General features: G+C 38.6%; 11 protein-coding genes and 1 riboswitch. Of the genes, 5 read left to right on the forward strand and 6 right to left on the reverse strand.

Annotated features, from left to right (window positions below; translation table 11 throughout):
• Window positions 1–24 precede the first annotated feature (24 nt).
• Window positions 25–220: riboswitch (cobalamin riboswitch) on the reverse strand.
• Window positions 221–340: 120 nt separating this feature from the next.
• From HME7025_RS10850 to HME7025_RS10860, 3 genes are read left to right on the forward strand one after another with little or no spacing between them, the layout of a single operon-like run.
• Window positions 341–907 (forward strand): DNA-3-methyladenine glycosylase I, encoded by a 567-nt coding sequence (locus HME7025_RS10850; protein WP_109323930.1) that lies wholly within the window; start codon window positions 341–343, stop codon window positions 905–907.
• 4 nt (window positions 908–911) lie between these two features.
• Entirely contained in the window at window positions 912–1,643 is a 732-nt protein-coding gene (locus HME7025_RS10855; RefSeq protein ID WP_109325409.1) for a polyprenol monophosphomannose synthase, read from the forward strand.
• A complete protein-coding gene (locus tag HME7025_RS10860; protein WP_109323932.1) occupies window positions 1,640–2,182 on the forward strand; it encodes a CopD family protein in 543 nt (180 codons plus the stop codon). The genes HME7025_RS10855 and HME7025_RS10860 overlap by 4 nt, the downstream gene beginning before the upstream one ends.
• On the opposite strand, the gene smpB is transcribed toward HME7025_RS10860, so the two are convergent.
• The 4 genes from smpB to HME7025_RS10880 form a co-directional block, all read right to left on the reverse strand.
• Entirely contained in the window at window positions 2,179–2,640 is a 462-nt protein-coding gene (gene smpB / locus HME7025_RS10865; RefSeq protein WP_109323933.1) for an SsrA-binding protein SmpB, read from the reverse strand. The genes HME7025_RS10860 and smpB overlap by 4 nt on opposite strands.
• A 59-nt stretch (window positions 2,641–2,699) precedes the next feature.
• On the reverse strand, window positions 2,700–3,281 hold the full coding sequence (locus HME7025_RS10870; RefSeq protein WP_109323934.1) for an OmpH family outer membrane protein: 582 nt from the start codon (window positions 3,279–3,281) through the stop codon (window positions 2,700–2,702).
• Window positions 3,282–3,356: 75 nt separating this feature from the next.
• On the reverse strand, window positions 3,357–3,725 hold the full coding sequence (locus HME7025_RS10875) for a hypothetical protein (protein WP_109323935.1): 369 nt from the start codon (window positions 3,723–3,725) through the stop codon (window positions 3,357–3,359).
• A 2-nt stretch (window positions 3,726–3,727) separates the two neighbouring features.
• The gene (locus HME7025_RS10880) at window positions 3,728–6,166 is read right to left on the reverse strand and encodes a penicillin acylase family protein (RefSeq protein ID WP_109323936.1); all 2,439 of its coding nucleotides are present in this window, start codon (window positions 6,164–6,166) and stop codon (window positions 3,728–3,730) included.
• A 132-nt stretch (window positions 6,167–6,298) separates the two neighbouring features.
• Here HME7025_RS10880 and HME7025_RS10885 point away from each other — a divergent pair, with 132 nt between their 5' ends.
• Window positions 6,299–7,243, forward strand: coding sequence for a N(4)-(beta-N-acetylglucosaminyl)-L-asparaginase (locus HME7025_RS10885; RefSeq protein WP_109323937.1), 945 nt, complete (start codon window positions 6,299–6,301; stop codon window positions 7,241–7,243).
• A gap of 12 nt (window positions 7,244–7,255) precedes the next feature.
• On the forward strand, window positions 7,256–9,088 hold the full coding sequence (locus HME7025_RS10890) for a glycosyltransferase (protein ID WP_109323938.1): 1,833 nt from the start codon (window positions 7,256–7,258) through the stop codon (window positions 9,086–9,088).
• A gap of 60 nt (window positions 9,089–9,148) precedes the next feature.
• Here HME7025_RS10890 and HME7025_RS10895 read toward each other — a convergent pair whose 3' ends face one another.
• Window positions 9,149–9,808: a DNA alkylation repair protein gene (locus HME7025_RS10895; protein ID WP_109323939.1), complete on the reverse strand. Its 660-nt coding sequence runs from the start codon at window positions 9,806–9,808 to the stop codon at window positions 9,149–9,151.
• A complete protein-coding gene (locus HME7025_RS10900) occupies window positions 9,805–12,510 on the reverse strand; it encodes a glycosyl hydrolase (protein WP_109323940.1) in 2,706 nt (901 codons plus the stop codon). Before HME7025_RS10900 ends, HME7025_RS10895 begins: the two co-directional genes overlap by 4 nt.
• Between the last annotated feature and the right edge of the window lie 2 nt (window positions 12,511–12,512).

The following is a 12,512-nucleotide window of genomic DNA, read 5'->3' on the forward strand; positions in this document are numbered from 1 at the left end:
ATCGTCTCATCCTCCGTAATGCGACATCAAGAATCGAAAAAGGCAGGTCTCCTGACTCGTTTTCATCATTTATCTGCCTTCCCAGAAAATCCAGTGGCCTTGATTTGATAAATGTTTTACAAAAACTTACAGTTGCGAGGACAGTTTTGGCTTTTACCAAATTCCCTATTAAGTGAAAATCTTTAAGAAAAAATCACACACCTTAATCTAATGCCAAAGGTAAAAATTATTTTGAAAGAATTGGTTCTACCACTCCTTAGAATTCTGAATTTGTGAATTTATCAGTTTTTAACAAGGCAAATCCCCATAAATTCACTTGCTTGCAACCTAATTGAATGATATGACGAATCAAACTCGATGCGCATGGGTTTCTTCTGACCCTCTCTATATCGCCTACCATGATACCGAATGGGGCAAACCCCTTCATGATGAACAAAAGCTGTTTGAACTTTTAATCCTAGAAGGTTTTCAATCTGGATTGAGCTGGATTACCATACTTCGTAAAAGAGAAGATTTCAGAGAAGCTTTCAATCAGTTTGATTATCAAGAAATTGCTCAATGGAAGGATGAAAAATTAGAGGAATGTCTCAAAAATCCAAAAATTATTCGAAATCGATTAAAAATCAATGCTGTTAAAATGAATGCGCAAGCATTTATCAAAATTCAGGAAAAATTTGGTAGCTTTGACCGCTACATTTGGGAATTTGTAGGGTTTAACCCCATACAAAACCACTTCTTCAGCCATCAAGAATTACCTAGCAGTACGGAGCTCTCACTAGCCATGAGCAAATCCCTGAAGAAACACGGTTTCAAATTCGTAGGCCCTACCATTTGCTATTCGTTTATGCAAGCTGCAGGCCTGGTTAATGACCACATTACTGAATGTTTTTGCTACCAAAAAAATTAAATTTATGAATTCGAGGATTGTCATCATCCCGACCTATAATGAAATTGAAAATATCCAAGCCATTATCGAAAAGGTAATGAGCCTAGATCCTTTATTCGATTTACTCATTGTTGACGATGGCTCACCTGATGGTACTGCACAGGTAGTAAAACAGCTACAAACAACTTTTACTGATCGACTTCACATAATCGAACGTCAGGGTAAATTAGGATTAGGTACCGCCTACATTGCTGGATTTAACTATTGTATTGAAAGACAATACGATTATATCTTTGAAATGGATGCTGATTTCTCCCATAATCCCGATGATTTAGTTCGATTGTATCAAGCATGTGAACAAGGTGCTGACATGTCCATTGGTTCAAGATATATCAATGGAGTTAATGTGGTTAATTGGCCAATAGGGCGTGTATTAATGTCTTATTTTGCTGGATTTTACGTTCGTTCTATTACCGGAATGCCCATCCAAGATGCTACAGCAGGATTTGTTTGTTATCGAAGAAAAGTACTTGAAACTATACCCCTTCACGAAATCAAATTCATCGGCTATGCATTCCAAGTTGAAATGAAATTCACAACTTGGAAATATGGATTCAAAATTATTGAAGTTCCCATCATATTCACCGATCGAACGAAAGGAGAAAGTAAAATGTCGGCCAATATTTTCAAAGAAGCTATCTTTGGGGTTATACAACTAAAAGTCAATAGTTTTTTCAAACGCTACCAAAGACCATGATCTATCCAATTATAAAATCACTGCACATTATTTTTGTGGTAAGTTGGTTTGCTGGATTGTTCTATTTGCCCCGTCTATTGGTATATCACGCAGAATCTCAGGATAAATCGGAACCCGAACGCAGCATTCTTTCTACGCAATTCGAAAAAATGCAGAAGGTCTTATTCAATGCCATCATGATTCCAGCCATGTTTTTGACTTGGTTGACAGGTTTGAGCTTGATTTACCTCCAATGGTGGGATGGATTTGGACAACATACTTGGTTACACCTAAAGCTCGGCTTTGTCATTGGAATAACCATTTACCATTTTTATTGCCGCTATATAATCTTACAATTTCGCCAAAAGAATTTTATTTTCTCTGGCCCCCAACTTCGCCTTTTCAATGAGATTGCAACTATTTTATTGGTTTCAGTCGTATTTTTAGTTGTCGGGAAAAACAGCCTAGATTGGCTTTATGGATTGCTGGGATTCACCCTATTCGGAATACTCATTATGGCAGCTGTAAAGATTGCTAAGCGTTTTAGAAACAAAGCTTAGGTTAATTGCCTAGCCATTTCGCGTTTGACATCCTTCTCCTTAATATCTTCACGTTTATCGAAACTCTTTTTACCTTTGGCTAATGCTATGTTTAATTTGGCATAACCTTTGTCCGAAATAAATAAACGGGTAGGAATGATGGTCAGACCCACATTCTTTAATTCCTTTTGAAGCTTCTTTAGCTCTCTTTTTGACAGTAATAACTTCCTATCTCGAAGCGGTGTATGATTGAAATGAGTCCCTTCCTCATAGGTGGAAATATGCATATTTCTCACATACAATTCATCTTGCATAAAAAGACAATAGGCATCCGTTAGATTAGCTTTCCCTTGACGGATCGATTTAATCTCCGTACCGGTCAATACCAATCCTGCTGTCCAAGTTTCTAAAAATGCATATTCAAAAGAAGCCCTTCTATTCTGGATTTCAACTTTCTTTTGAATTTTTTCTCTTGCCATAATGCTACAAATAAAAAAGCCACACAGATTCACTGCGTGGCTTTTTCGAGTTTAAAAGATTACTTACCTGTTTTCTTGGCAGCGTATTCTTTGTTCAAACCTTCAATCATTTTTTGAGTCACATCTACAGATGCATCGGCAAATAAAATACCGCCACCTAATTTAGAATAACCCAAAACGAATTCGTATTTGTTCTCTTTATTCACTTTAGTGATATATTCACGAATGTTATTGTATAACTCTTCGTTTTTCTTTGCTTGTTCTTGACCAAGCTCAGCTTGCTTTTGCTGGCTATATTGTTGCAACTCTGCTCCTTTCTTTTTCAAAGTCATGTCAGCTGCTTGTAATTCTGCTTGAGTCATAGCAGAAGCACGTTGTTGAATCGCTTGCAATTCTCCTTGAAGTGCACGTTCTTTTTGACCTAAATCAACTTGTAAACGATATCCTTTATTTTCAAACTCTTTTTGAGCGTCTTTGTAGAATTGGTAATTGTTCAACAGGGAATCAGAATTAACAAAAACGATTCTCTTTCCGTCAGTGGTAGTCGCACCAATTCCTGCAGATGATCCTGATGGTTTAAAGTACAAATAGGCAATGGCAAAAGTTAAAACTACTAACCAAGCATAATGAAGATTTTTCACGGGGTATAATGTTTAAAAATGACTAGGACGTAAAGATACAAGGTCTTATTCAGTTGTCCTAAAAAATTACAATTTTCAATGAGTTCCTCTCAATTTTGAGCCTGCCCAAGACCATAAAGCTCCTGTTAACCCACCAAATACACCTGTTACCAAGTATAAAATGACTACACTTCCACCAACTGGTAAAATTTGTGCCATGCGGGAAGGTAAGGTACTAGGGAATTGACTGTCCATCCATACTGCCGCTAATGCCCATAAAACAAAACCCGAAGCCAAGCCGATTAAAAAGGCTGATTTACTAGGTATAGCTAAAAAGAAGGAAATGATCCCAAAGGCAATCCCCATGGAATACCAAGGTAAATAAGTTTGAACTAATCCTCCCACAATGACCATGATGAGCACCACTGTGAGGGCAAAAGATGTATTCATTTTACGTTGTGCCATAATTACTTAGTTAATATCATTTTTTTACGAATTCGATTGGTTTTTTGGTCAGGTTGATTCAAAAACAAGAGTGGTCTCAACTCTCCTTTTGCCCAAGTATCGATTAAATCATCATAATGGGAGCTACCCGGATTTCCTGATTGTCCACCAGGATATACACCATAGGCATTTGGGTTACCTGATTTGGACAATTCCACCACCAATCTCCAAGAAGGGCCAGTTTTCGTTGTAGAGGCATTCACAATAGACCCGCCTCCACCTATTGGAATATTGAGTCGACTCAAAGCATCCATACCTGGTATTAAATGGCGAACCCCAGTTTGCTTGTGTTTATACCACACCCAATCTGCCCCCAATGGACCATGTAGCTTGGTTAAGCTATCTATATTCGCTTGAAAAGAAGTACGAATGATATCAGCCATACTTTCCTTTTTATTTTTTGTTTTCACATTGTCCCACCAAATAGCTGTAGGTTCTTCAATAATTAATTTCAATGTTCTATCAACTGTCGGAATATTCATTGGGGCCTTTTCATCTGCATTGAATTCATCATCCCAAAGAGAAGACTGCAATAAAATCACCCAGTTTTCAAAGATGGTTGCTCCAATGGACTCTTTGGAATTTTGCAAATCCCATTTTTTAAGTACATCTAATGCAGCTGCCATTTGAGGGTTGGGATTACTTACAAGTGGCAATAATAATGGCAATAATCGACGTGCTCGAATGTTGAAATTATCGTTTTGCAATCCTCGTAAAGAATCAACAGTAGCTTTACTCATGGCTGTCAAACGCTCATTAATTCTTCTTCCACGTTCGGAAGGGGCAAATTGCCATCCTAAATAATAAGGATAGCTCTTATCCACAGAAAACTGGTTAGCTGAGCTTACAAATCCTCTTGGAGGATTTTTTACATGAGGATCATGATCATGTGGAATATAACCCTTCCAATCTGCTGCTGGATCAGTACCATCGAGTAAATATTTACCCTGTAAATTCGATTTCAAAGGAAATTTACCATTGACCCAAAGTGCTATATCTCCTTGATTACTAGCAAATACAAAGTTTTGAGCAGGAGCCGAAAAATGGGTAATGGCGGCTTTATATTCCTCATAATTCGCTGCGCGATTCAACTGATAAAAAGCCGAAACTTCGCTCGATTTTTCCAAGGCAATCCACTTTAAAGCATGACCAACAGGAATATTTGATCGAAAAGGTTTTTCATGGCTCAAATAAACCACAGGTCCATGGTGAGTAAAAAATACGGTATCTACAAAATCATCTTCTCCTCTAACTTTAAATCGCTCAATCCGCATGGTGGTTTTCTTCCATTTTCCATCGTGCCAATACTCCCGCTTAGATGCATCCTTAAATTTTATTTGATACCAATCCATCACATCAGAACCCACATTGGTAACTCCCCAAGCGATGTTCTTATTAAAACCGGCAATGACATTGGGAGATCCAGGCATGGTGGAACCATACACGTTAATTCCTGGTGCAACCAATTGCATTTGATACCAGATAGAAGGCAACGATAGGGTTAAATGCGGATCATTGGCCAAAATAGGCATGCCTGAAATGGTCTTATTTCCAGCTACCGCCCAGTTATTAGAACCCGTATTAGGGTCTTTTTCTGGAGTTCTCATAGTACTTCCAAGGCCAATAAAATCAGCCGGGGCTGCTGGAATAGGTAACGGTTTGAAATCCAATGGTGTACCTTCTGGAATGATTGGACTTTCCTCAAAAGGATAATTGGGAAATAAGTGTTCGGCTACTTCCCGACCGTATTTTCTCAAAATATTGGTCATTTTTAAATCATCTGTACCCGAAGCCAAAACAAATGACATATTCTTTAAAAATAGCGCACTTTTTAAAGGTTCCCATTTCTCTGGACGATAATTCAACAATTTATATTCCAAAGGTAATGTTCGATCATTTAAGCTTTCTATGTAGGCATTTACCCCATCAGTATATGCCTCTAATGACGCTTTTGCCAGGGGATCTTCCACCATTCCTTTCAAGGATTGTTCTGCCCCGTAGACAGCACCCATCCTTCGTTGAAATTGATCCGAAGCCATTCCTTTGGACCCCACAATTTCCGATATTCTTCCTCCTGCAAAATGGGTTTGAAATTCCATTTGCCACAAACGGTCTTTGGCAGTCAGATAACCTTGTGCTAAATATAAATCATGGTCATTTTTAGCAAAAACATGGGGTATCGCCATTTCATCATACAAGACCTGAACGGGTTCCAACAAACCTGGAATTTGCAGATTTTCTTCCGTTTGTTCGGAAGCATCTGCTTTTTCTGCATTGACCCAAAATCCATGAAAAGGACTTAGTAATTTACCCATCGGAGGTAAGGTACCCCAATTGGTATGCAACGCATAAGTCCAGATTAAGGTAACGATTAAAGGGAAAAAGGATTTAAATTGTCTCATTGATACGTTGGGCACGAATTTGAAGATGAAAATTCAAAGATTTTTTTTTACTTTGGAAAGACAATTTTACACATTTGTTATTCAATCAACAAACAAAATTATTTCTTACGAGGGCGTGGCCATAAAATTTGAATGAAAAGAAGATCATTTTTACAAACTACTGGAATATTGGGACTAGCAAGTCCAGCATTATTAGAACAAAATACGAGCGTCCCAGAACCCATCATCATTGCTACCTGGAAAAATGAAAAAGGTACCCTAGCTGGTTATCAAAAAATCATGGAAACGGGTAAAGCATTAGATGGTGTAGAAGCAGGAGCTTGGGTACCAGAAGCTGACCCCAATGAGACCACGGTGGGTTATGGAGGCTATCCTGATCGTGATGGACATGTCACATTAGATGCTTGCATCATGGATCACCTTGGCAATGCGGGATCCGTTACTTTCTTGGAACATATCATGCACCCAATATCAGTTGCTAGAGCCGTGATGGAAAAAACGCCACACGTGATGCTATCTGGTGAAGGAGCCTTAGAGTTCGCTTTATCACAAGGTTTTAAGAAGCAAAATCTATTGACTGAGAAATCTAAACAAGTATGGCTTGAATGGAAAAAGAAAGCCAAATACGAACCCAAAGTAAATATTGAACGCCATGACACGATAGGTTTATTAGCTTTAGGTAAGGCTGGGGAAATCGCTGGTGCCTGTTCTACTAGCGGCATGGCCTTTAAAATGCATGGACGTGTAGGAGACTCCCCGATTATCGGTGGAGCCGTATTTTGCGACGATGAAGTAGGTGGTGCTTGCGCCACTGGTTTAGGGGAATTTGTCATGAAAACCTTGGGGTCTTTTTTAATTGTGGAATTCATGCGACAAGGTAAAAGTCCACAACAAGCTTGTGAAGAGGCGATTATGCGAATTGTCAAACGATATAAATACCAAGAATTTCAAGTTGGCTATCTAGCCATGAATAAAAAAGGGGAATATGGCGCTTATTCTATCCAAAAAGGCTTTAATTTCACTATTACCAAGAATGGTAAAACGGAAGTAATAGAAAGTGCCTCTTACATGTCTTAAATCATTTTCACTATGACGAACGAAGTTAAAACAAGAAAGCCCGTAGTTAAAAAGAAATTCTTAGTCGAAGTAGCTTGGGAAACATGTAATCAAGTTGGTGGAATTTATACAGTTATTCGCACCAAGGTCCCTTCCATGGTTGAAAAATGGGGAGATGATTATGCTTTATTAGGGCCTTATTTCCCTCAAACAGCTGCCGCTGAATTCGAAGCTTTACCTGTAGGAGAAGATACTCCCATGGAAAGAGCCATATTATGGATGAGAGAGCAAGGTTATCAAGTTCATTATGGCAATTGGCTCATTACCGGTAAGCCTAAAATCATCTTATTCGACATAGCTTCCATTTATGATCAAATCAATGCCATTAAAGGTCGAATTTGGGAGAACCATAAAATCTCTACCTTAGGCGTAGAAGAATTAGTGAATCAGACCATTGCATTAGGAGAATTAATCCGTCTATTCATTGGTAAATGGGCCCAGGAAAATCAAAATAAAAAAGACCTAATCGTTCATTTTCATGAATGGATGGCCTCTACTTGTTTACCCGATTTAAAGAAAGAAAAAGTAAAAATCTCGACTGTATTTACCACGCATGCTACCATGCTTGGTCGATATTTGGCAGGAAACGTTCCTAATTTCTATGATGTCATTGATACCTTTGACTGGTACAAAGAAGCTGTCAATTATGGTATTGAAGCGCAAGCTAGTTTTGAAAGACAAGCCGCCCAAAAGGCAGATGTGCTAACTACGGTCAGTGATATCACAGCTAAAGAATGTCAATATTTCCTAGGTCGAATACCAGAACTCATCTTGCCAAATGGATTAAATATCCAACGCTTTGCGGCTTTGCATGAACACCAAAATTTGCACTCCAAATACAAACAGAATCTTTCTGAATTTGTCATGGGGCATTTTTTCCAAAGTCAAGCTTTTGACCTTGATCAAACCTTATACTTATTTACATCGGGGAGATTTGAATATAGCAATAAAGGTTACGATTTAACGCTTGACGCCCTTGCCTTGTTAAATCAAAAAATGAAGGAAATTGGTTCCAAAAAAACAGTAGTGATGTTTTTTGTCACCAAACAGCCTTACCATTCCATTGACCCAGAAGTGTTACACTCCAGAGCTGTCTTGGATGAAATCAGAGAAAACTGCTCAGCCATTGAAAAAGAAGTAGGAGAAAAATTGTTTTTGGCTGCGGCATCTTCCAACAACTTACAACTTCCTGATTTAAATAATTTTGTGGATGAATACTGGCGACTTCGTCTAAGAAGAACGGTTCAAACTTGGAAGTCTACTTCTAGACCCAAAGTGGTGACTCACTTGTTGAAACAAGAAGATGATATCATCCGAAACTTACACCGTACTAATTTATTGAACAACCCTGAAGATAAAGTTAAGATTGTTTACCATCCCGATTTTATCGTTTCTACCAATCCTTTGTTTGGATTGGACTATAGTCAATTTGTTCGTGGATGCCATTTAGGAGTCTTCCCTAGTTATTATGAACCATGGGGATATACTCCGTTAGAATGTATGGCTAGAGGAGTGCCTACCGTTACTTCAGACCTTTCTGGCTTTGGGGATTATATCATGCAAATCATGCGTGATTATGAACAGTGGGGTGTAAGCGTAGTCAATCGTAAATCTCAAACTTACCAAGAGTCGGTAGAACAGTTGGCTAATAATTTATTCAAATTTACGCAACAGTCTCAAAGAGAAAGAATTACGCAAAGAAACCGAGTTGAGAGTATTTCAGATACTTTTGATTGGTCCAACCTTCGTAGTTATTATGATACAGCTCACGAATTAGCCTTGATGAAAAAAAGAAATAAGGCTTAATTCATGTTGGATTTTACTTTCAAAAGCCTTGTCGGACTTCAATAGCTCGACAAGGCTTTTTTATAAGTGTTTGAGTGCTTCTCTCCTACTCAAAGGTGCCAATTCGTGAGATAAAACAAAATCCCTGACCCAAACACCATCCACGCGGGCATATTGCCTTAATGACCAGCCGATGGCTTTCTGGATAAAAAACTCTTTCTCCTTGGATAAGTCTTGAATTAAAACGGACAGCAATATCACATCAGTCTTCAGCTTGTAGGTCAATTGAAATAATAAGCAAACACGCTGCAACCAAAAATTACCAGAGGTCATCCACCGCTGAATCCAATAATCACGTTGATCGGGATGTTTCATCAAATATATTCCCATTACATGAGGCCCCAAGACATCCACTACATCCCACCAAGACTGATCTCCTATCCAATCTTCTACCAATTGGGGAATACGTTCATCCCAGTTCTTTTTCTCTAAAAGCAAATAATCCAAAGCGATGTATTGATATTCCCTTTCTTTCAGTCGAAATAGCTCATTGGCCACAAGAAACCAGTCCAAACCTTTTCCTTCATGAGCATACCATTCTTTCAATATCTGATGCCTTTGAGGTTTCTTTATCCCCAAAAAGGGAAACTGATCCCGCATGTATTTCTTCATCCAATGAGCATTCTCCTCATGACGATGAGCTTGCAAAATTTGAACTAAATGTGCTACTGAGTCTATCATCGATTACTTAAATATAGTTTTCCCTGAAGTCCACTATCTGTAATAGGCCAATTAGAAGCATCAAAAGGATTATATCGAATATCCACAAAATTAATTTCATAAAAATTCTTCCATTTGCCACCTTCTTTATCCAATTGGCGGATTCGATTGGCAGAAACGTTCGTTACTTCCAATTCGATGTGATTTTCTTCCTTCAATATTCCTGCAGGAATCTTTAATTGAAAGGGAATTGACCAAACTATCCCTAAATCTTTGCCATTCAATTTTACTTTAACCCAGTCGCGCACTTGGTCAAAATGTAACACTTTAGCTGACTTCAGCTCATCAGCATTTAACGCAAAATCAAATGTATACTTCGCTGAGCCGCTGAACTGATGAGTTGAGGATTCCTTGGTCCAATAATTCAAGTCGTCCATTTGCTGCGAAGGAGGTAAAGTTGGCGCGCCATGTACAAAATCCACTTGAATTTTACCCATTGGCTTAATTGCGACTTCACTCTTTTCTATTAATGCTGGAATTTCTCCCCCCTTAAATGTATTTGCAACTCGAATAATTCGGCTTTCACCAGGTGCTAATGCAAGAGGAAGTAACTTCGATTTCGGTAATTTAATTTTCTTTACTTCCAGGGTCAAAGGATTCAGTATTTCTATACTCGCACTGAATTTAGCCAATGAAATATTGCCTTCAGCAAACTGATTTGACAAATTGGTAACAAAATAGGCAAATCCATTTTCAGTTCTTTTCCTAATAAATGAAAGCCCTTGTTCAGCCATCGTCTCCTTGCTCACCACATGACGAGTCAGCACATCCGCTGGATCAGATAACACCCTCAAAAGAAAACTTTCTCTAGCCTTATTCCAACGCTCCTTTTGTTCATCCGAATAATTCCAAGTACTTGCCACCGAAGGAATATGCTCCAAAAAATAAACAGGCATTCCCTGTTTCACCCAATTAGCCAAAAGCTCCATGGTTTCTAAAGACAGGTGCGTACTTGGTGGAATCAGCAACATTTTATAGATATTGCCAGAAGGAGCTTTCCACTTTTTAGGAGCAACCACTTGCAAGGTGGTTAACAAATAATCTGACACATAATCCACTTGAAAGCCTCGATTTTGTAAAGCATTGGACCATTTCCCAAAAGGAGTCTGAATCATCCAATCTCGACTATTGGCATGTAAATCAAGTGCATGTGTTTTACCAGGAGTATTTCTTTGATGCCAAATATCTTCCATGGGAAAATACAACAACAAGTCAGAATCCGTAGGATACTTCTGCAACATGCTTTGACATGTCTCGATGTATTTATTCAATTCTGGCAACGCACCCCAGAAATGACTTTGAGGATTAAAATTAGTACTGGCATAAAACAACCACCCAGGCCAGGCCACTTCAGGTGGAGAATAAGTAGCTCCATGATAAAACACGTGGTTCACGCCTCCCACAAAAACTTCGTCGATGATGGGTTTTACTTGGGCTAAAGAAACCTTAAAGTGATTTCCCAACCATGTAGCAGTTTCACAAGAAACCAGCTTTTTACCCATGATATCTGCTGCAGATGAGGCTAATTTAATATTTCTTAAATCGGGTATACCAAATCGTACACTATCATAATCTGGGTCTATTCGATATCCTGGAATGGTATAGGGTTTACTTCCAAAAAACTCTGTTTCTGGAATATCCACAGAGGCATATAAATCCATCAAATTACCAGGAGAACCATGTGCCTGATCTCGACTTAAAAACCCTTGGTTTTTAATCCATTTGGACCATGGTTTGGTAAATTGATTGAGTAACATATCAGCCAAAGTCCTGTGATAATCTGCCCACACTTGATTTTGAAATTCCCCCTCTGCTTTAGCCTCGGCCAATGCAGGCAAATAATGACGAAGATCGTAGCCATTTATCCGTTTAAATTCATCAAATAGTCGAGGACTAAAATTGGCTCCATAAACTTCATATGAATCCGTATAGATTGCTCTTAATGGAGCATGAGATTTTTTTAATACTGCGGCAAAAGGTTGTTTATATGCATCCCAAGCTTCTTGGGAAAAATGATCCATCACCCATCCCTCTCCACCAGGTGCCGCACGTTTGACTTTTTGTTGGGTTAATGTCTGATAAAACAAATAAATAACGGTATTCGATGATTTTGCTTTCCAATTTGCCAATTTCCCTTGCTGAAAAATAGGCCATAAATCTTCTTGAAAATGGTTACCCTGATAAGATGTAATAGAAACTAGTTGGGAATTGGGGAATTTATCCAAGGAGGGAGAAATGCTTGGCATATTTTCACCTTCAGACAAGGATATTGTTTGAATTTTATAGGACTTTGCTGCTTCAGAAACACCAATTTGAGGACCTCCATATGGCCATCCAGTCCCTAAGGTTAAATCAATTCCTAGATGTAACCTTTTGGCTTCCCTCAAGACAAAGGCCAGTTTAGCATTCCACTCAGGGCTCAAATAATTTAAAAATTGTTTTTCATAGCCTTTTGCCCCATAGATAGGAATGATGTGCAAACCTCCAAAACCTGCTTTGGAAAAGGCCTCTAAATTATGAGTAATCCCTTTCTCTGAAACAGCACTTCCTGGCCACCACCAATAAGCCCAGGGTTTGGCACTTGAAAAAAGAGCAGGGTCTTTCGGCCCTGCTGCTTGTACATTGCTGTAAATCAACAGCAATAGAAAGAGTATTTTTTTCATTA

The organism is Aquirufa nivalisilvae, from assembly GCF_003143535.1.
GTDB classification, from domain to species: domain Bacteria; phylum Bacteroidota; class Bacteroidia; order Cytophagales; family Spirosomataceae; genus Aquirufa; species Aquirufa nivalisilvae.